General features: G+C 68.6%; 17 protein-coding genes. 11 read left to right on the top strand and 6 right to left on the bottom strand.

The window, feature by feature from the left end:
* On the top strand, positions 1–723 hold a 723-nt coding region (locus C8261_RS16735; RefSeq protein ID WP_235864961.1), incomplete at its 5' end, for a methyl-accepting chemotaxis protein.
* A 57-nt stretch (positions 724–780) separates the two neighbouring features.
* Here the strand turns inward: C8261_RS16735 and C8261_RS16730 are convergent.
* Together C8261_RS16730 and C8261_RS16725 are read right to left on the bottom strand one after the other, a co-directional pair.
* Positions 781–2,235, bottom strand: a complete 1,455-nt coding sequence (locus tag C8261_RS16730; RefSeq protein ID WP_107494875.1) for a DegQ family serine endoprotease — start codon at positions 2,233–2,235, stop codon at positions 781–783.
* Positions 2,236–2,365: 130 nt separating this feature from the next.
* On the bottom strand, positions 2,366–4,417 hold the full coding sequence (locus C8261_RS16725; protein WP_107494874.1) for a TonB-dependent receptor plug domain-containing protein: 2,052 nt from the start codon (positions 4,415–4,417) through the stop codon (positions 2,366–2,368).
* A 170-nt stretch (positions 4,418–4,587) separates the two neighbouring features.
* Here C8261_RS16725 and C8261_RS16720 point away from each other — a divergent pair, with 170 nt between their 5' ends.
* Positions 4,588–5,538, top strand: coding sequence for a hydrogen peroxide-inducible genes activator (locus C8261_RS16720; protein ID WP_107494873.1), 951 nt, complete (start codon positions 4,588–4,590; stop codon positions 5,536–5,538).
* A 137-nt stretch (positions 5,539–5,675) separates the two neighbouring features.
* Positions 5,676–6,146 (top strand): Dps family protein, encoded by a 471-nt coding sequence (locus tag C8261_RS16715; RefSeq protein ID WP_107494872.1) that lies wholly within the window; start codon positions 5,676–5,678, stop codon positions 6,144–6,146.
* 55 nt (positions 6,147–6,201) lie between these two features.
* Here C8261_RS16715 and C8261_RS16710 read toward each other — a convergent pair whose 3' ends face one another.
* From C8261_RS16710 to C8261_RS16695, 4 genes are all read right to left on the bottom strand, one after another.
* The gene (locus tag C8261_RS16710; RefSeq protein ID WP_107494871.1) at positions 6,202–8,718 is read right to left on the bottom strand and encodes a DNA topoisomerase III; all 2,517 of its coding nucleotides are present in this window, start codon (positions 8,716–8,718) and stop codon (positions 6,202–6,204) included.
* Between the two features lie 108 nt (positions 8,719–8,826).
* Entirely contained in the window at positions 8,827–9,294 is a 468-nt protein-coding gene (locus C8261_RS16705) for a DUF494 family protein (RefSeq protein ID WP_107494870.1), read from the bottom strand.
* Between the two features lie 68 nt (positions 9,295–9,362).
* A complete protein-coding gene (gene dprA, locus C8261_RS16700) occupies positions 9,363–10,478 on the bottom strand; it encodes a DNA-processing protein DprA (protein WP_107494869.1) in 1,116 nt (371 codons plus the stop codon).
* Positions 10,462–11,478 carry a LysM peptidoglycan-binding domain-containing protein gene (locus C8261_RS16695; RefSeq protein ID WP_107494868.1) on the bottom strand — a complete coding sequence of 339 codons (1,017 nt, stop codon included), beginning with the start codon at positions 11,476–11,478 and terminating at the stop codon, positions 10,462–10,464. Before C8261_RS16695 ends, dprA begins: the two co-directional genes overlap by 17 nt.
* Positions 11,479–11,652: 174 nt before the next feature.
* Here C8261_RS16695 and def point away from each other — a divergent pair, with 174 nt between their 5' ends.
* The 8 genes from def (at position 11,653) to C8261_RS16655 (ending at position 19,726) form a co-directional block, all read left to right on the top strand.
* Positions 11,653–12,156, top strand: coding sequence for a peptide deformylase (gene def / locus C8261_RS16690; RefSeq protein WP_107494867.1), 504 nt, complete (start codon positions 11,653–11,655; stop codon positions 12,154–12,156).
* Between the two features lie 111 nt (positions 12,157–12,267).
* Positions 12,268–13,212 carry a methionyl-tRNA formyltransferase gene (gene fmt, locus C8261_RS16685; RefSeq protein ID WP_107494866.1) on the top strand — a complete coding sequence of 315 codons (945 nt, stop codon included), beginning with the start codon at positions 12,268–12,270 and terminating at the stop codon, positions 13,210–13,212.
* Between the two features lie 142 nt (positions 13,213–13,354).
* Positions 13,355–14,194: a zinc metalloprotease HtpX gene (gene htpX, locus C8261_RS16680; protein WP_107494865.1), complete on the top strand. Its 840-nt coding sequence runs from the start codon at positions 13,355–13,357 to the stop codon at positions 14,192–14,194.
* A gap of 168 nt (positions 14,195–14,362) precedes the next feature.
* Entirely contained in the window at positions 14,363–14,725 is a 363-nt protein-coding gene (locus C8261_RS17510) for a sigma 54-interacting transcriptional regulator (protein ID WP_328588090.1), read from the top strand.
* 258 nt (positions 14,726–14,983) lie between these two features.
* Entirely contained in the window at positions 14,984–15,910 is a 927-nt protein-coding gene (gene phnD / locus C8261_RS16670) for a phosphate/phosphite/phosphonate ABC transporter substrate-binding protein (RefSeq protein ID WP_107494864.1), read from the top strand.
* Positions 15,911–15,974: 64 nt separating this feature from the next.
* Positions 15,975–16,781, top strand: a complete 807-nt coding sequence (locus C8261_RS16665) for a phosphonate ABC transporter ATP-binding protein (RefSeq protein WP_107494863.1) — start codon at positions 15,975–15,977, stop codon at positions 16,779–16,781.
* Positions 16,782–17,033: 252 nt separating this feature from the next.
* Positions 17,034–19,055, top strand: coding sequence for a PhnE/PtxC family ABC transporter permease (locus tag C8261_RS16660; protein WP_235864960.1), 2,022 nt, complete (start codon positions 17,034–17,036; stop codon positions 19,053–19,055).
* A complete protein-coding gene (locus C8261_RS16655) occupies positions 19,052–19,726 on the top strand; it encodes a class I SAM-dependent methyltransferase (protein WP_235864959.1) in 675 nt (224 codons plus the stop codon). The genes C8261_RS16660 and C8261_RS16655 overlap by 4 nt, the downstream gene beginning before the upstream one ends.
* Positions 19,727–20,433: the final 707 nt, after the last annotated feature.

The following is a 20,433-nucleotide window of genomic DNA, read 5'->3' as shown; positions in this document are numbered from 1 at the left end:
GCCGCCGCGGTCGACGAGATGCTCGGCAACATCACCCACATCGCCTCCAGCACCGAGGACGTCCGCGAACGCTCGCGCGAGAGCCTGGCGCGCTCGCAGGAGGGCCAGCGCAGCCTGGCGCAACTGGTCGGCGAGGTCACCGAGGTGCAGCAGGCGGTGCATCACATGGCCGATTCGGTGGGCGAATTCGTCGAATCGACGAAGGCGATCACCAACATGACCCGCGAGGTGCGCGAGATTGCCGAGCAGACCAACCTGCTCGCCCTCAATGCCGCCATCGAGGCCGCGCGTGCCGGCGAACAGGGCCGCGGCTTTGCCGTGGTCGCCGACGAGGTGCGCAAGCTGGCGGAGAAGTCGGCGCGCTCGGCGAGCGAGATCGACGGCATCACCCAGCAGATCACCCGCCAGTCGCAGTCGGTGCAGACCTCCATCCACCGCGGTCTCGAGCATCTCGATTCGAGCCGCAAGGCCGCCGAGGAAGTCTCCGGGGTGCTGGAGGCGGCCAACGCCTCGGTCAGCGAGGTCGGCGAGGGACTCGACAACATCGCCAGCGCCACCGCCGAGCAACGCCGCGCCAGCGAGCAGGTCACGCGCAGCATCGAGGCCATCGCCACCATGGCGCAGGAGAATGATCGCGCCATCCAGGACACTGTCGCCTCCGCTCAGGAACTCGAACGCCTGGCCGCCGGGCTGCAGGAGTCGGTCTCGCGCTTCCGCGTCTGAACGGCGGCGCGGCACAATGCAACAGGGGCCCCGCGGGGCCCCTGTTGCATCTGATGCTCAGTTGATCCGGATCGGCACGAAGATGCGCGTGTCGTCGCGCTGGATGAGCAGCGCAAAACGGTTGCCGGAGTTGGCCAGCAACTGGCGGAACTGCTCCACCGAACGCACCTGCTGGTTGTTGAGGGCGAGGATGATGTCGCCCGGGCGCAGGCCGGCGCGCGCCGCGTTGCCGCTCACCCGTTCGACCACCAGCCCGCCCGGTACCCCGAGCCGGGAGGCCTCCTGGCTGCTCAGCGCGCGTGCCGCCAGTCCGAGGCGCGGTGCGGTTTCCTCGCCCTTCGGGGCGCTGTCGGCCTCGGCGAGCTTCTCTGCACCCAGTTCGCCGAGCACCGCGGTGATCTGGCGCTGTGCGCCGTCGCGCCATACCTGCAGGCGGACGCGGGTGCCCGGGCGCTTGTCGCCGATGATGCGCGGCAGATCGGCGGAGTCGCTCACCTCCTGGCCATCGACGCCGAGCACCACGTCGCCGGGGCGCAGGTCTGCAGCCGCTGCGGGGCTGCCCGGTTCGACGCTGGAGACCAGCGCGCCGCGCGCGCTGTCGAGGCCAAAGGACTGCGCCAGTTCGCGGTCGAGGCCCTGGATGGTGACCCCCAGGCGACCGCGCTGCACGCGGCCGTGCTCGACCAGTTGTTCCTTGACGTTCATCGCCACGTCGATGGGGATGGCGAAGGAGATGCCCATGAAGCCGCCGGAACGCGAATAGATCTGCGAGTTGATGCCGATCACCTCGCCGGCGAGGTTGAACAGCGGCCCGCCGGAGTTGCCCGGATTGATGGCGACGTCGGTCTGGATGAAGGGCACGTAGTTCTCGTCGGGCAGGCGGCGGGCCTTGGCCGAGATGATGCCGGCAGTCACCGTGCTGTCGAAGCCGAACGGCGATCCCACCGCCACCACCCACTCGCCGACGCGTGAGCGCTCGGCGTCGCCGATTCGCACGGCGGGCAGGTCGCTGGCCTCGATCTTGAGCAGGGCGATGTCGGTGCGGCGGTCGCTGCCGACCACGGTGGCGCGGAACTCGCGCTTGTCGGTGAGGCGCACGGTGACCTCGACATCATCGTCACCGTCGCCGACGACATGGGCGTTGGTGAGCACGTAGCCGTCGCTGCTGACGATGAAGCCGGAGCCGATGCCGCGGTTGATGCGCGGCCCGCTGCCCTGCCCCGGCATGCCGGGAACGGGGACGCCGAAGCGGCGCAGGAAATCGTAGAAGGGGTCGTTGGCGAAGGGGTTCTCGGCGTTCGGCGCGGTGCGCCGCTGCACCACGGCGATGTTGACCACGGCAGGGCCGACCTCGGTGACGAGGTCACCGAAATCGGGCAGGCCGAAGCGGTTGCTGCTCAGCGTCGCAGCGGGCGCGCTGGCGCTGGCGTGGGCGGCGGACAGCAACGGGCTGGCGGGGAAGGCGGTGGCAATGGCGAGGGCCAGCGAGCTGGCAAGAAGCAGTCGTTTCATCGTCGTCGGGTTTCCGCAATGAAAGGGGGGGTGGGCGTGTTGACGCCCTATGGCGCCGGGCGTTCCCGGTACACCCAGTTGGGGACTGGACGGGAGGCTTCAAGAGGCGTCGCGGGAAGCGGCGCGGCGCTCAGAACTCCGTGCGCACGCTGAGGAAGATCTGCCGCCCCACCCGTGTCGCCGGGCGGTCGTTGCCGAGGCTGGCCTGCAGCGGACGGTGGGCGAGTTCCTGATGACGGCCGAGCAGGTTGATGCCGCTGAGGCGGACGTCGAAGACCTGCCCGCCGCTGCTGAAGCTGCGGGCGATGCTGAAATCCAGCGTGGTGTAGGCCGGCACACGGTAGCGGTAGTTCGGCACGTAGCCGGTGCCGGCGTTGAGCGGTCCCATGCGCAGTACCGTAAGCGTGGTCTGCCAGCCCTGCCAGGACTGCAGCCAGCTCAGGCTGGCGGTGTAGGGCGCGACGCTGTCACGGATGGCGCGGTCGCGCGCGGAAGCGCGCACCATGCTGTGATTGAGGATCAGCTCGCCGTCCGCCCACGGTGACAGGCGGAGCTGGTATTCGAAGCCGTTGAGGCGGATCCGGTCGGGGCTGTTGGTCCAGCGTGTGGCGCCCAGCAATCCCTGAATGACCGGATCGGGTGGTGGCAGGGTGGGGCCGGGGGCGCTCGGCTCGCGAATGATCATGTCGTTGATGCGTTCATGGAACAGGCGCAGGTCGAAGACGCCGTTGTGCGCCGGGAGGAGGGCGAGGTAGCCGAGTTCGAAGGCATCGATGCGCGAGGGCTGGATGTGCGGGTTGGAGAGGTGGCGGTACTGCAGGATGTTGCCGTTGAAGGCCACGCGCACATCGCCGCTGCGCTCGAAGATCGACGGCTGGCGCCACGCCCGCGACCACCCGAGGCGCACGGTGTGGGCCGGTTCGGGCTGCCAGTTGAGGAACAGGCGCGGGGCCATGCGGGTGCGGTCGGCGTCGATGCGTTCGACCATCAGCCCGGCGTTGAGCAGCCATTGCGTCGCCAGGCGCCATTCGGCGTTGCCGAACAGGCGCCACTCCTTCTGACTGCGCGCACGCGGATCGGCGTAGAAAAGGTCCGGAGCGTCGAGCCAGTCGCGCCGCCATTCTGCCCCCCACAGCAGGTGCAGGCGCTCGCCGAGACGCAGGCGGTGCTGCAGTTCGACGTTGTCGCGGCGACTGTCGCGGTTGTTGTTGACCGGGATGCGCATCGCCGGAAGGCCAAGCCCGGAAGGGACATTCACCGTCGAGTCGACGAACCACTCGTCGCGCGTGCGCTCGCGGTTGTGGTAGTAGGACAGCGACCATTCCTCGTCGGCGCTGGGCGCATGGCGCCAGCGCAGGTGAATGCTGCGGTCGACATGGTGTGCGGTGCGTTCGGCGCTGCCGTCGAAGAGGGTGCCGCGATAGCCCATGCCGCGTCGCCCCTGATTGATGCCGGCATGCACGGTGAGTTCGTTGTAGGGATCCATGCGCAGGTCGCCGCGCAGGTTGAGGAGGGTCGATTCGCGCCCGTCGTTGACCGACGGCATGCCGTCGTCGCGCAGATGGCGGGCGGTGATGCGCAGGCCGAGGGCGCCGTGCTGGGTGACCATGCGCGCGCTGGCATCGGCAATGCCGTTGCTGCCGGCGCTGACCGCCACCGAGCTGCCGCGCTCGGCGCTGGTGTGGCGGGTGATGATGTTGACCACGCCGAGAAAGGCGTTCGAGCCGTAGGCTGCGGAATCGGAGCCGCGCACCACCTCGATGCGTTCGATGTCGTCCATCGCCAGCGGCAGGGCTCCCCAGTCGGCGCCACCGAAGTAGTAGGGTGAATACACCGAGCGGCCGTCGACCAGCACCTGCATCTGGTTGGGGTAGTCGCCGCCGAGGCCGTGATAGGTGATCCACTGGTCGTTGCCGCGTTCCTGGCCGACCTGCATGCCCGGCACCAGGCGGAACAGGCGGCCGAGGTCGCGGTAGCCGGTGGCGGCGATGAGGCGTTCGTCGATGACGGTGACCGCGCCCGGGGTGTCCTGCATGGGCTGGGGCAGGCGCGAGACGGTCAGTACCACCGGCAGGGATTCGAAGAAGGCCGCTTCGGCGCTGCCGTCGAAGGCATGCAGCGGCGCCGCCCCGGCGCCGAAAAGGACGGCGGCGAGGGTGGCGGCAGCCGTCGCGAACGGCATCGATCCATGCTTGCTGAGTATTGTCGGTGGCATCTGGCCTATTCCGTTTGGCGGATCAGATGGCGTGGCCCGAAGTATATCCCTCAACGTGCCCGTTACGCACCACAGGTCATCGCGGTAACATCGCCCTGTTGCCACAACCCGTGCAGCATTGCTGTACCGCCATCGCCATGACGCTCACCGATCTGCGTTACCTCGTCGCCCTGGCCCGGGAGCGCCACTTCGGCCGCGCGGCGGAGAAATGCCACGTCAGCCAGCCCACGCTGTCGGTGGCGATCAAGAAGGTCGAGGAGGAGCTCGGGGTGCAGCTCTTCGAGCGCAGCGCCACCGAGGTCAAGATCACCGAGACCGGCCAGCGCATCGTCACGCAGGCCGAGAAGGTGCTGCTCGAAGCCGCGCAGATCAACGAGATCGCCGCCGCCGGCAAGGATCCGCTGTCGGGGCCGCTGCGCGTCGGGGTGATCTACACCATCGGCCCCTACCTGCTGCCGCGGCTGATCCCGCGCGTGCACCAGCTGGCGCCGCGGATGCCGCTGATCATCCAGGAGAACTACACCGCCCGCCTCGCCGAGGCCCTCAAGCGCGGCGAGCTCGACGTCATCATCATCTCGCTGCCCTTCGACGAACCGGGCGTGGTCGCGCAGCCGGTGTATGACGAACCCTTCCGCGTGCTGTTGCCGGCTGAGCACCCATGGGCGCGGACGCCGCGGGTCGAACCCGACACCCTCGCCGGTGACCAGCTGCTGCTGCTCGGCGCCGGCAACTGCTTCCGCGACCAGGTGCTCGAAGTCTGTCCGCAGTGCCGCACCGCGAGCTCCTTGCAGCGCACGCTGGAGGGCAGCTCGCTGGAGACCATCCGCCACATGGTGGCCACCGGCCTCGGCGTCACCGTGCTGCCAAGCTCCGCCGCCGACGAGCTGGAAGCGCACAATCCGCTGATCGCCGTGCGTCCGTTCAGCGAACCCGAGCCTTCGCGGCGGGTGGCGCTGGCGTGGCGGGTGACCTATCCGCGCAGCGGTGCGATCGACGTGCTGCGCGCCGCCATCCTCGAGAGCGGGCTGCCCGGCGCACGCGCAGTGGGACGCATGCCGGCGGGCGAGCCGGCTTCGGCGAGCGGATAATGACCCTTGTGCCGCAATAGTCTTCGGGGATCGCCGCGATCCCTGTTTTCAATTGGCTCCCTGCGGCCGGATCGAATACGATAAACACATCGACCCGCAAATGACGGGCCTTGCGGACACTGACCAGGAGAACGCTGATGGACATCGATATCGGTATCAACAAGAAGGATCGCGCCAAGATCGCCGATGGGCTCTCCCGCCTGCTGGCCGACAGCTACACCCTCTACCTCACCACGCACAACTTCCACTGGAACGTTACCGGGCCGATGTTCAACGCCCTGCACACCATGTTCGAGACCCAGTACAACGAACTGGCGCTGGCGGTGGACGAGATTGCCGAGCGCATCCGCGCACTGGGCTTTCCGGCCCCGGGTACCTACAAGGAATTCCAGAAGCTGACCAGCATGAGCGAGCCGGACGGCGTGCCCAACGCCCAGGAAATGATTCGTCAGCTGGTCCTCGGCCAGGAGGCCGTGATCAAGACTGCACGCAGCATCGCACCGCTGGCCGAGAAGGCGAGCGATGAGCCGACCCTGGACCTGCTCACTCAGCGCATGCAGGTGCATGAAAAGACCGCCTGGATGCTGCGCAGCCTGCTCGAAGGCTGAGCGCCGGCAAGCCAGCAAACAAACGGGCCCCGCGGGGCCCGTAGTCTTGTCTGCGCTAGCCCGCCTTGGTGCTGCGCTTGCGCGCAGCCGGCTTGGCGGCCTTGCCGTCTGCGCCTGCCTTGGGCGTCTTGGCTTCGAACTCGAAGCCGACCTTGCCGTCGGCGCCGCGTACCAGGTAGGCGGAAAACTTGCGCCGCGTGCGCGCCGAAACGAAGCCCTTGAGCAGCTCCGTCCTGCCTTCGGCGAGCAGCCTGGTCATCTGCTCGCGCTCGATGGGCTGCTGCAGGATGATCTTGCCGGAGCGGAAATCGCAGGACTTCTGCGGCCCCACCGATTTCTCGCAGACATAGGCCATGCCGTGCTCGAACACCCCGGCGCCACACTTCGGGCAGGGGCCCAGAGACTGCTGGGCGGAGAAATCGACCGCCTCGGCATTCTCGTCATCCTTCGGCTGGCCGAAGTCGAAGGTTGGTTGCTTTTCTTCGTTGAGCACGATGTCGGCGTTGAACAGCCGCCCCATCTTGTTGCGGAAGCCGGTCAGCGGGCCGACCTTGCCGTCGCGCAGCAGGGTCTCGATCTCGTCGTACTCGAACTGGCGGCCGGCGACGATCTTCCAGGTGCTCCACTCGCAGGCCTGGCAGGCGAACTTCTTGTAGTTCTCCTTCACCGTGCCGCCGCACTTCGGGCACGGGGTCTGCAGCGTGACGAAGTCGCCCGGTACGGTATCGGATTCGAAGCGCTTGGCGCGTTCGACGACCTCGCGGGTCATCTCGGCGATCTCGGCCATGAAGGCCTCGCGCGACAGTTCGCCGCGCTCCATGCGGGCGAGCTTGTACTCCCAGCCGCCGGTCAGCTCCGGCGAGGTCAGCGCATTGATGCCGAGGCCCTTGAGCAGGGTGATGAGCGAGAAGGCCTTGGCACTGGGGATCAGCTCGCGGCCTTCGCGGTGCAGGTAGCGCTCGGTGATCAGCCCTTCGATGATCTGCGCGCGCGTGGCCGGGGTGCCGAGGCCGCGCTCGGCCATCGCCGCGCGCAGTTCCTCGTCGTCGACCATCTTGCCGGCGCCTTCCATCGCCGACAGCAGGGTGGCTTCGTTGAAGCGTGCCGGCGGCTTGGTGACCAGCGACTTCAGTGCCACATCGTCGGCATTCACCGTTTCGCCGGCACTGATCGGCACCAGTTGCGGGCCGCCGTCCTTGTCGTCGTCGGCCGCGGCCTTGCCGTACACCGCCAGCCAGCCGGGGCTGACCAGTACCTTGCCCTCGGTCTTGAAGGCCTCGCCCTCGATGCGGGTGATGCGGGTGGTGATGCGGTACTCGGCGGCCGGGTAGAACACCGCCAGGAAGCGCCGGGTTACCAGGTCGTAGATCTTCTGCTCGGCCTCCGAGAGGCTCTTCGGCAGCGTCCCGGTAGGAATGATGGCGAAGTGGTCGGAGATCTTGGTGTTGTTGAAGATGCGCTTGTTGGGGCGCACCCAGCCCTGGCGGACGATTTCGTTGGCAAAGGGGCCGTACTCGTCGGGCAGGGTGCGCAGCACGTCCTTCACCGTGGGCAGGTAATCCTCCGGCAGGGCGCGCGCATCGGTACGCGGGTAGGTCAGCACCTTGTGCTTTTCGTACAGCGCCTGGGCGATCTGCAGGGTGACGCGGGCGGAGAAGCCGAAGCGGCCGTTGGCCTCGCGCTGCAGGCTGGTGAGGTCGAAGAGCAGCGGCGAGAGCTGGGTCGAGGGCTTGGCCTCCTCGCTTACCGTGCCGCGCTTGCCGGCGCATTTGGCGCGGATGGCCTCGGCCTGGGCCTTGTCCCAGAGGCGGAAGGCGGTGGCGTGTTCGTCGCCTTCGGGCTTCCTGAAGTTCTCGTCGAACCAGCGCCCGGCGTAGTGGCCGGCCTGGCAGGCGACGTCGGCCTCCAGCTCCCAGTAGTCGCGCGGCTTGAACTTGCGGATGCGGTCCTCGCGCTCGACGACGATGGCCAGCGTCGGCGTCTGCACGCGTCCCACGGTGGTGAGGTGGAAGCCGCCGGTCTTGGAGTTGAAGGCGGTCATCGCGCGGGTGCCGTTGATGCCGATCAGCCAGTCGCTCTCGGCGCGACAGATCGCCGCCGAGCGCAGGCCCTCGACTTCCTGCGCGGCGCGCAGATGGGCGAAGCCGTCGCGGATGGCCTGCGCGGTCATCGATTGCAGCCACAGCCGCTGTACCGGTTTGTCGGTCTTGGCGTGCTGGGCGATGTAGTTGAAGATCAGCTCGCCCTCACGCCCCGCGTCGCAGGCGTTGATGAGGCCGCCTACATCCTTGCGCTTGATCAGCCGGGTGAGCAGCTTGAGGCGGTCGTCGGTCTTCTCCACCGGTTTCAGCGCGAAGCGCGGCGGGATTACCGGCAGGTGAGCGAATGTCCATTTGCCGCGCTTGACCTCGTACTCGTCCGGCACCACCAGTTCGAGCAGATGGCCCACGGCAGATGAGAGCACGTAGTCGTCGGACTCGTAGTAGTCCTTTTCCTTGGTGAAGCCGCCCAGCGAGCGGGCGATGTCCGCTGCGACCGAAGGTTTCTCCGCGATGATCAGTTGCTTGCTCATGCCGTATTGGGGGTCGATGGGGCCGCGTCTGCTGCGTGGCCGCTGATGGTTGGGCGGATGATAAGCAGCCGCTGCCGCCCCGTGCAAGGGCGCGGCGACGGGCTGTCCTTACTGCAGGGCGAGGTCCTCGTCGGCCTCGCCGTTGAGCAATTCGTCGAGGATCAGGCTGTCGAGCGGCTGCTCGCGCTGCCACAGCACCATCAGCACGATCACCTTGAGGCGGTGCAGGCTGATGCGCAGGCGGGGGTCGAGCGCCATGGCGCGTTCGATGATCAGTTCGCGGGCGCCGCCATCGAGCGCGCCGGCGTTTTCCAGGAAGGCGATGAAGCCGCGGCAGTCGGCATCCAGGCGGACCATCTCGGCATCGGCGTAGATGCGCAGCGAGCCTGCCGAGGGCGCGATCTGCGGGCTGCAGGCGGCGTCCATCTCGCGCAGGCCGGTGAGCCAGCTGAGGGCTTCGGAGATCTCCTCGTCCTCGAAGCCGGCCGCGGAAAGCTTGCGCGCGAGTTGATCGGAGGCCGGGCAGGCGCCGGCGTGGACGTAGCTCTCGAAGAGGTAAACCAGAATGTCGAACACGATGACCTCCTACAGGGCAACGACAGGCGGGTGGGGCCGGAAAGGCCCCCTGGGCGCGGAGGTGGCGCTCAGCAATGGTGGCGCTGGAACCTGCCACCGGGCAGGCGGACGATGCGGCCGTCCATCTCCATGGGCAGCAGAATGGCGTACAGCGCATCCACCGTCAAGCCGCAGCGCCCCGCCAGGGTGTCGATGTCCACGGGGTCGTGGCCGAGCGCGCCGAGCACGGCATCGTCCCCGGCGGTGCCGCGGGCGGGCGCCGCGGTGGCCGGGGCGGGGGGCGCCGGCGCCGTCCAGCGCAGCTCTTCGAGGACGTCGGCGGCGGTCTCCACCAGCTTGGCGCCGTCGCGGATCAGGCGGTGGCAGCCGCGTGCCTGCGGTGAATGGATGGAGCCGGGGATGGCGAACACCTCGCGACCGTTCTCTGCCGCCAGCCGCGCGGTGATCAGCGAACCGCTGCCCACCGCCGCCTCGACCACCAGCACGCCGCGCGCGAGGCCGGCGATGAGGCGGTTGCGGCGCGGAAAGTTGTGCGCCAGCGCGGGGGTGCCCAGTGCCAGTTCGCTGAGGATCAGGCCATGCTCCGCAATCTGGCGCGCGAGTGCCTGGTTGCGCGCCGGATAGACGCGGTCGGCGCCGGTGCCGATCACCGCGATGGTCTGTCCGCCGGCGGCGGCCAGCGCGCCGCGGTGGGCAGCGGCATCGATGCCCAGTGCCAGCCCGCTGACGATGCTCAATCCGGCGGTGGCCAGTTCGCGCGCGAAGGCGGCAGCATTCTCCTCGCCCTGCGGGGTGCAGCTGCGCGCGCCGACGATGGCCAGTGCCGGGGTGTCGAGCAGATCCAGGCGGCCCTTGGCGTACAGCAGCACGGGCGGGTCGGCGACCTCGAGCAGGGCGCGCGGATAGGCGCCGTCGGCAAGGGTGAGGATGTGATTGCCGGGGGTGACGGCCCACGCCAGTGCTGCGGCGATGGCTTCATGGTCGGGCGCGGCGAGCAGCGCATCGGCGCCGTCGCTGCCTACTACCGCGGCAAGATTGGCGCGCGGGGTAGAAAAAATCGCCGCCGGCAGGCCGAAGGCGGCCAGCAGGCGGCGTTGTCGTTCGGGGCCCAGGCCCCGCGCCAGGGTCAGCCGCAGCCAGTCGGCGAGATCCGGCTGCGCTGCGTTCTCAGGGCTGGCGGGCACCGTCGCCGACGGTCACCGGGCCGTCGGTATCCATCACCAGGGCGTAGGAGACGCGGTTGAAGGTGCGGAACACGAAGGCGATGCCATAGCGCTGCGGGGGCAGCTCGAAGGTCTCGCGCTCATGCACGATGCTGCCACGGTTGCGCCACAGTGCCAGCACATGGCCGTTGTCGAGGCCCTGGTCGCTGCCAGCATTGAGGATTACCACATGATGACGGCCGGTAACCTCGACGCCGCGGTGAATGGCGATGATGCGGGCGTCGATCGCGGTCTCCGGGGCGCGCGGCACGTAGGAGAACACCAGCGGTACCTCGCTGGGCAGCATCAGGTCGCCGGCACCGATTTCTTCCAGCGCGGTGACGACGCGCAGCGTCGCCGGAGTGCCGTGTTCGGTGACGCGCGCCGAGCCGAGGTGCACGGCCTGGTAGCCGATGGTCTCGCGGGTCACCGGATCGACCAGCGGCTGGGCCTTGCGGTAGACCTGCCAGCTGTCCTTGTCGGCGGCAACATTCTTGGCGAAGACGGTGTCGCCGTTGCCGGCGAAGACACGGGTGCCATCGTTGCCGATGATGGTGGCGGAATTGGCCAGCGCGGCCTCATCGACCACCAGCGGGGCGACCAGGAAGGCCTCGATGACGTCCAGCGGAATGCTCGGGATGGCACCGCCGAGCGCTTCCTCATGGACCTGCGGCGACAGGCGCTGATCGCCGCCGATGCGGCGGCCGATGCTCAGCCACGGCCCGCTGCGGTCGAGGAAGATCACCTGGCCGGGATAGATCAGGTGGGGATTGCGGATCTGGTCGCGGTTCATGCGCCACACTTCGGGCCAGCGCCAGGGTTGCTTGAGGAAGCGCCCGGAGATGTCCCACAGGGTATCGCCGCGCACCACGGTATAGGTGTCGGGGGCGTCGTCGGCGATCTCGACGGGCGTGCTGGCCGCCGCAGGGCCGCTGAGAAGGGCGGCTACGCTGAACAGGAGAGGGAATATAATGCGGATCATTGCTCGCTTCCGGTTGGTGCGGGCCGGGGCAAACCGGTCCGGAACGCAAAGGGCCGGAGGGGAGTCGAAGCGACAGTTGCAGGCGCCATTGCTCCCCTGTTTTCCCGACCCAGCACATGTGCATGTCAAAGCGCTTGAAATTCTGCACGTAATGTCTTAACCCGGCAAGCATTTATGGCTCTACTACCCATCCTCCGTTATCCCGATCCCCGCCTGCACACGCGCGCCGCGCCGGTCGTCGAAGTTGACGACGGCATCCGCACGCTCATCCGCGACATGGCCGAGACCATGTACGAGGCCCCCGGCATCGGTCTTGCCGCCACCCAGGTCAACGTACACCAGCGTGTCGTGGTGATCGATGTTTCGGAGGACAAATCGGCGCTGATGGCCTTCATCAACCCGGAGATCGTCGCCCGCGACGGCGAACAGGTGTGTGAGGAAGGCTGCCTGTCGGTGCCCGGCATCTACGACAAGGTCACCCGCGCCGAACACGTGCGCGTGCGGGCGCTCGACGGCGAGGGCAAGCCCTTCGAGCTCGACGCCGACGGCCTGCTGGCGGTGTGCATCCAGCACGAGATCGACCACCTCGACGGCAAGGTCTTCGTCGAGTACCTCTCGCCGCTGAAGCTCAACCGCATCAAGGCCAAGCTGGCCAAGAAGGCGCGCATCACCGCCTGAGGCCCGATCAACCCTGTTCGGCCCGGACCCGCGGCGCGGTGCGCTGCCGGGCCCGGGCCGAATGCCTTGCGCAGCATCGTTGCGCGCCTTCACCGAACAGCGAGACTGCCGATGTCCGGACAACTCAGGGTCGCCTTCGCCGGCACCCCCGAATTCGCCGCCCAGGCCCTGCAGGCCATTCTTGCCGCAGGCTTCGAAGTGCCGCTGGTGCTCACCCAGCCCGACCGCCCGGCCGGCCGCGGCATGAAGCTCACGCCCAGCGCCGTCAAGCAGGTGGCGCTGGCCCACGGCATCGCCGTCGACCAGCCGGAGCGCCTGCGCACCCCCGAGCAGCGCGCCGCGCTCGCCGCCGCCGCGCCCGACGTGCTGGTGGTGGCGGCCTACGGCCTGCTGCTGCCCGCGGAGGTGCTCGCCCTGCCGCGCCTGGGCTGCATCAACATCCACGCCTCGCTGCTGCCGCGCTGGCGCGGTGCGGCACCCATCCACCGTGCCATCGAAGCCGGCGACGCGCACACCGGCATCACCATCATGCAGATGGACGAAGGTCTTGATACCGGGGCGATGCTGATCGCGCGCAGCCTGCCGATCCACCCGCACGACACCACCGCCAGCCTGCACGACCGCCTTGCCGCGCTGGGCGCGGAGCTGGTGGTGGAGGCCTTGCGCCGGCTGCCCGAAGGCCTGCCGGCCACCCCGCAGCCGGATGAAGGGGTGACTTACGCGGCCAAGATCGCCAAGGCCGAGGCGGCCATCGACTGGCGCCGCCCGGCGGCGCAGATCGAACGCACGATGCGTGCTTTCGACCCCTTCCCCGGCGCCACCGGCAGCCTGCGCGACACCGCCATCAAGTGCTGGACGGGCGAGGTGGTGGCCGCTGCCGGCGCACCCGGCGAGGTACTGGCCGTGGGGGCGGACGGCATCGTGGTGGCCTGCGGCGCCGATGCCTTGCGTCTCACCGTGCTGCAGCGCCCCGGCAGCAAGCGTCTGCCGGTGCGGGAATTTCTCGCCGGTTTCCCTGTCTCTGTGGGCGACTGCTTCGCAATCGCAGCGGGTTGAAATCCACCCGTTGCGGCCCCACATCGGTCGGACGGCACAGTGACCCGGCCGTTTCCCTCACCCCCGACCCCTCTCCCGCACGCGGGCGAGGGGAGTTTCGAGAGTCGCTCCGCGACTTTCATCGACTGGAAGGACACACGCAATGTTCGGCAACTGGTTGAAGACCTCCATTCTGATGGCCGGCATCGTCGCGCTGTTCGGCGCCGTGGGAGCGATGATCGGCGGCCAGCAGGGCATGCTGATCGCCCTGCTGGTCGGCGGCGGCATGAACGTCTGGGCCTACTGGTTCTCCGACAAGATGGTGCTCAAGATGTACAACGCGCGCCAGGTCGATGCCACCACCTCGCCCTACCTCTACAACATGGTGCGCGAGCTCGCCAACCGCGCCAACATGCCGATGCCCAAGGTGTACATCATCGACGAGGCCCAGCCCAACGCCTTCGCCACCGGGCGCAACCCGGACAATGCCGCGGTGGCCGCCACCAGCGGCATCATGCGCATGCTCTCCGAGCGTGAGCTGCGCGGCGTGATGGCGCACGAACTGGCGCACGTGAAGAACCGCGACATCCTCATCTCGACCATGTCGGCGACGGTCGCCGGTGCCATCTCCATGCTCGCCCAGTTCGGCATGTTCTTCGGCGGGCGTGGCGACAACCGCCCGCATCCGGCGCTGCAGATCCTCGTGATGATCCTTGCGCCGATGGCGGCGATGATCATCCAGATGGCCATCTCGCGTACCCGCGAGTTCGGTGCCGACCGCGGCGGCGCGGAGATCTCCGGTGACCCCGAGGCGCTCGCCAGCGCGCTCGCCAAGATCGAGGCCTACGCCAAGGGCATTCCGATGCACGCCGCCGAGGAACACCCGGAGACCGCCCAGATGATGATCATGAACCCGCTCTCCGGCGGCGGCCTGCGCGGCCTGTTCTCCACCCACCCGTCCACCCAGGAACGCATCGCCCGCCTGCGCGCCATGCTGCGCTGAGCGGGCTGCCCGCCGGGGCCTCCGATTTCAACCTCAAGCCCTTCCGTTTCGACCAGGTCCTCAACTTCCTGCGGTGCTGTGTCGAGCGCGCTCGCCTGGCGCGCGGGAACTTCGTGCTAGGCCGCGTAGCTTGCCGGGCGAGGAGGATGGGGTGGGGGGTCGCCGGCGATCCAGTACCTCTGCGCACTGATCAAACGCGTTGTACCGATACCTGCTACGGTGCTGATTCTGGGCGAATCCGGAGTCGGCAAGGAGGTCGCCGCGCGCGTCCTGCACCAAATTGCCTGCTCGCCGAGCCCCCGCTCGCAGATCGGCTCCGGCAGCCTGCCGGTGGACCGCCTGCCCTCCGCCGGCCTGGTGTGCCGCCCGCTCAGGAAGGGGGGCACCCTCAACCGCCTGGAAAAAGCCCTGCGCGCGCTGCCGGTGCCGGTCATCGGCCGCATCGCCGACAACGCCCTGTGGCTCGACCTGCGTTGCCTGCGCGGCGCGGACGAGGCAGACTTCGCGGCGCAGTGCAAAACCCTGAGTTGAGCGTGCCTGAAGACCCATCCCCCTCCCAACCTCCCCCTTGAAGGGGGAGGGGCCGTTGATGGTCTTCAGTTAAGGAGTACTGCCGGACACATACCCGCCGATCTGCGTATCGGCCGTCCGGAGAAACGGCGGTCTGCGTACCGCCACCACACCGCCCGGCCCTGAGCCGGGCAACTTAAACCCCGGCGCACCCGCACCGGGGTGGCTTGCCGCCACGGGGATCCACATCCCGCGGCGCACACAATTCGGGAGCTACACATGCAACATCGAGGAACTGCCGCGCGCAGGGGTTTCCTGCTGTCCGCCGCCGCCCTTGCGCTGGCCACCACCCTTGGTCTGGGTGCGAACCCCGCGCTGGCCCAGCAGGCGCCAGCCAAACTCATCATCACTGCCATTCCGGACGACGGCGACGCCGACCGCATGCGCGAGAACTTCGGCGCCCTGGCGCGCCACCTCGGCAAGGCCGTGGGCATTCCGGTCGAGTACATGCACGTCGAGAACTACGCCGCCAGCGTCACCGCGCTGGCCACCGGGCGCGCCCACATCGCCTGGCTGGGCGCGGTGACCACCGCGCAGGCGCGCATGCAGATGGGCGACAGGCTCACCATCCTCGGCTGCCGCGACATCGACAAGGGCTTCGTCAGCTATTTCATCGCCAACCCGTCCACCGGGCTGGGCACGGTCGCCGACCTCGGCGAACTGGCCAGGGCCGCGCAGGGCAAGGGCTGGAGCTTTACCTTCGGCAGCAAGAGCAGCACCTCCGGCCACATGATGCCGCGCAAGTACTTCATGGATCAGACCGCCACCACCCCGGAGCGGGTCTTCCGCAGCGTGGCCTACTCCGGCAGCCACGACGTGGTGATGCAGATGGTCGCCGACGGCACCCATCAGGTCGGCGCGCTCAACTACGCCTCCTGGGACAAGGCTGCGGACGAACTGAAGGCGCGCGCCCCCATCGTCTACAAGACCCCGCCCTACACCAACTACGCGCTCACCGCGCGCGCCGACCTCGGCCCCGAACTGCTCGCCAGGCTGCGTGCGGCGCTGCTGACCATCGACGGCAGCACGCCGGAAGGGGCTGCGGTGCTGAAGTACCTCAAGGCCGGCAAGTTCATCGAGGCCGACATCTCGGAATGGCAGGGCTACGTCGATCTGCTCGAATCGGGCATCGACATCGGCGGCTGAGGCCGCTGTGAGCCGCCGGGCGCAGGTCCGGCGGTCACTCCTTCCATTGCGAGCGCGATGCATCATGAAGCCTTTCCCCGCTGACCAGGCGCCGGCGCCGGTTCACATCGCCGGCGGCGCGGTCGCCTATGGCGGCACGCGCGTGCTCGACGGCATCGACCTCAGCGTTGCTGCCGGCGAGCGCGTCGCCGTCATCGGCCCCTCCGGCGCCGGCAAGACCACGCTGTTCCGCCTCATCGCCGGGCTTGCCCGCCCGGCCGCCGGCCGTGTGCAGACCCTCGGCCAGGACACCGCGCGCCTGTCCGGCCGCCGCTTGGCGCGCCTGCGCCGCGAGGTCGGTTACCTGCACCAGCAGGACAACCTGATCCCGCAACTGCGCGTGGTGCACAACGTGCTGATGGGGCGGCTGGGGCACTGGTGGCTGGCGCGCGCGCTGCTCTCGCTGCTGTGGCCGCAGGAACTCGACCGTGCCCGCGCCGCGCTCGCCCGCGTGGAGCTGGAAGACAAGCTGTGGGCGCTGCCGGACGAACTCTCCGGCGGCCAGCAGCAGCGCGTTGCCGTCGCCCGCCTGGTGGTGCAGCAACCCCGTCTGGTGCTCGCCGACGAGCCGGTCAGCGCGCTGGACCTGCGCCTGGGGCGCGAGATCATCGCCCTGCTGTGCGACCTCGCCCAGCGTGACGGCGTCACCCTGCTGGTAAACCTGCACACCCTCGACCTCCTGCAGGGCCACTTCGACCGCGTCGTCGCGCTGCGTGCCGGGCGCCTGTTCTGGCAGGGCAGGCCGGAAGAACTCAGCCAGCACCTGCTGCGCGAGCTCTACGGCGCCGAGTACCGCGCCCTGCATCTGGACGAGATGGCGCTGCCGGCATGACTATTAACCCGGCAACGAAATACGCTATTCCGTTCGCCCTGAGCCTGTCGAAGGGCGTTCGTGCCGACTGGGCTTCGACAGGCTCAGCCCGAACGGTATTTGATTGCCGGGTTAATAAGCCCCGCCGCGGGCGTGGCAAAGCAGACGCAGGAAACGGGTACTCCGTTCGCCCTGAGCCTGTCGAAGGGCACTTGATGGCAGTGCCTTCGAGCGGGCTTCGACAAGCTCAGCCCGAACGGAAGCGGCGCAACGATGGGCGCTGCTGAAATGAACAGCGCCGCCCTGCCGCTTGCCGCGCGCTACCAGAAGCGCCCGCTGGGCCACTTCTACGCCCTGCTGGCGGTGCTGCTCGCCGTGCTGGCCGCCCTGGGCGCTGCCGAGTGGGACTGGGCCGCGCTCACCGACAGCGAGCGCCGCGCCCAGGCTGCGGCGCGCATCGGCGCCTGGCTGGCGGCCTTCGCCCGCCCAGATCTCTCCGCGGCCTTCGTCGCCCACGCCTGGGAGCTCACCCTGCAGACCCTCTCCGCGGCCATCCTCGGCACCGCGCTGGCGGTGCTGCTGGCCTGGCCGCTGGCGATGGGGGCGAGTCGCGCGGTGTGCGTGGGCGAGGAACGCGACGCCGGGCGCAGCGCGCACTGGTGGCCGTGGTTGCGGCCGTGGTTGCGTCATTTCCCGCTGCGCTCACCGAGCGCGCTGCTGTGCGCCGCCTGCCGCCTGCTGCAGGACATCCTGCGCGCGGTGCCGGACTTCGTCTGGGCCATCATCCTGGTGGCGATGATCGGCCTCGGCCCGCTCACCGGCGCGCTCGCGCTGGCGCTCAACATCACCGGCATCCTCGCCAAGGTGTACAGCGAACTGTGGGACGGCGTCGATGAGTCGCGCTATGCCCAGGTGCGCAGCCTCGGCGGCGGGCGCATCGCCACCTTCCTCTACGGCATCCGCCCGCTGGCCTCGCGCAACGTGCTGTCCTTCACCCTGATGCGCGCCGAATGCGCCATCCGCAACGCCGCGGTGATCGGCGCGGTGGGCGGCGGCGGGCTGGGCGCGGAAATCTGGTACCAGGTGCGCTTTGGCGCCTGGGACAAGGTCGGCACGCTGATCCTGTTCACCCTGCTGCTCACCCTCGCCGCCGATCTGGCCAGCAACTACGTGCGCCGCCAGTTGCGCGGCGATGCCGCGCGCAGTGGCGCGGCGCCGGCCTCCTGCGCGCTGCCCGGGAGCGTCGGCGAGGCCACCCCGCGCGCCGCCGTGCAGCCCTCCGCCCGTGCTGCGCGGCCGCCGCTGCGCCCCTGGCTGGCTGCCGGCTTCGTTGCCCTGGCGCTGTCCTGGTCGCTGTGGTTCATGGGCTGGGGCAACCACGCCGGCGAGGGCGGCGCGCCGCGCAACCACCTCGTCCCCGCGGCGGAGCTGTTCACCGGCCAGGCCTGGGAGAACCTGCGCTTCTTCGAGCGCCTGCTCAAACCCGAACTGGATCTCGCCGCGATTGGCCTCGGCGACCCCGACAAGGCTGCCGCCCGTGCCGCACAGGGCAAGGCGGTGGAGCTTTTTGCCGACTACGGCGTGGCGGACTTCTGGCGCCCGGCAGCGTGGGCCGCCTGGCAGGTGGAACTGCAAAAATGGTTCGTCTGGCGGGTGGTCGAATCGGCCGCGGTGCCGCTGGCCATCGCGGTGATCGGCACCCTGCTCGGGGTGGGCGGGGCAATCCTGCTCACCTACCCCCATTCGGCCAGCTTCCAGCTCCACGCCGCGCAATTCACCGGCGAAAGCCCGGCGCCCTGGCAGCGCCTGCTGCGCGCCCTGCAACTGGCCGCGGCACGCGCCAGCGCGGTGGTCGCACGCGGCGTACCGGAGGTGATGTGGGCCTTCCTCGCCATCGCCTTCTTCGGCCCCGGCCTGGTCGCCGGCACCCTGGCCATTGCCCTCCATACCCTCGGCGTGCTCACCCGGGTGTTCGGCGAGGCGGTGGACAACCAGCCGCTGGCGCGCTTCGAACCGGCCTGCGGCGCCTCGCGCGCCACCACCTATGCTAGCGTGGCGGTGCCGCGCGTATGGCGCGACTGGATGACCTACGCCTTCTTCCAGTTCGAGAGCAACGTGCGCGCCGCCGTCGTGCTGGGCCTCATCGGCGTCGGCGGGCTGGGCTTCCAGTTCAGCTTCAACTTCGAATGGTTCCGTTTCGAACGCGCCGGCACCTACCTGATCATGATCATCCTGCTCACCGTGCTCATCGACCGCAGCGCCCGCCTGCTCAAGCTCTCACGGGTGGGGCGGTGAGCGGGCCACCCTGCCCGCTGTGCGCCGCCCCCGCCGCCACCCCCTTCGCCGAGCATGACGCACGGCGCTACTGGCGCTGCGCGCGCTGCGAGACCACCTTCGTGGACCCCGCCCAACTGCCGGCCCGCGCAGACGAGCTGCGCGAATACGCCTTGCACCGCAACGACCCCGACGACGCCGGCTACCGCGCCTTCCTCGCCCGTCTCACCGAGCCCCTGCTCGCCCGCCTTGCCAGCGCCAGCCGCGGACTCGACTACGGCTGCGGCCCAGGGCCCGCGCTGGCCGCCATGCTGCGCGCCGAAGGCCACCAAGTCGCGCTCTACGACCCGCTCTTCGCCGCCGACGAGGCCGTGCTGCGCGCCACCTACGACTTCATCACCTGCACCGAGGTCGCCGAGCATTTCCACCGCCCGGCGGAGGAGTTCGCCCGCCTCGACACCCTCCTCGCTCCCGGCGGCTGGCTGGCGCTGATGACCACCTTCCTGCCCGACGGCTGCAACTTCGCGCGCTGGCACTACCGCCGCGACCCCACCCACGTGGTGTTCTACCGCCCCCCCGCCTTCCACTACCTCGCCGCCCGTCACGGCTGGGAATGCGAGATTCCGCGTGACAACGTCGTGCTGATGCGCAAGCCGCTGCTGCCTCCAAGCAGCCGGCGCGGCCGAGCTTGATGTAGAAGGCATTGCAAAACGCAAAGGTCACGAGTTATTCCTATTGGCCTGATTGCCGAAGCGCCGGTATTCCAAAAAGCCACCCGTTCGGTACCGGTTGCTCACGAAATGCAGCGAAATTCCGGGTCTACAAAGAATTTTCCCTGACTGCAGTACGGGCAGGGACGGCCACTCAGCCGAAAGGTACTGACGATAGTCGTCGCCCCGCATTTCGGGCATTGCTCGATCGGTGCACGGGAGTCAACATTGAACTCATCCCCGCAGGCGAGGCAAAGGTGCGGGGAATCGTTACCAACACATCGGTCAACCTCGGGATCGGGATGATAGGCATATTTTTTGAGTCCATTGGCACCCACGTAGTAAGGATTGCCGTCGGACCAGGCCTCAATCGCTCGACCGCAAGCACTGCAAACGTATCTTAAGCATTCAGCCACTGATGCAGCCTCCATTTGACACCGAACGTTGGAGGTAACCGGACTGCCGCTTGCGGCAGGTCCGGTTGACCGAAGGGTTGAACGAAGCCGCTACGCGGAGAGGTCGCCCGCCGGGCACCCACGAACTATCCTGCATGACGACTCCGTCACGGTGATGGCGTCGATTCTGCATGACTTCGTGAGGAGTGACCAGCATGCCATCGAACTTTCCCGCCGACTTTTCCCGGCAGTACGACAGCCATCTCAAGCATCTGAAGCTGAAGGGCCTGCAGC

This window comes from Pseudothauera lacus, assembly GCF_003034845.1.
GTDB lineage: Bacteria > Pseudomonadota > Gammaproteobacteria > Burkholderiales > Rhodocyclaceae > Pseudothauera > Pseudothauera lacus.
The sequence above is the reverse complement of the archived record's forward strand: the minus strand, read 5'-3'. Positions and strand labels throughout refer to the sequence as shown.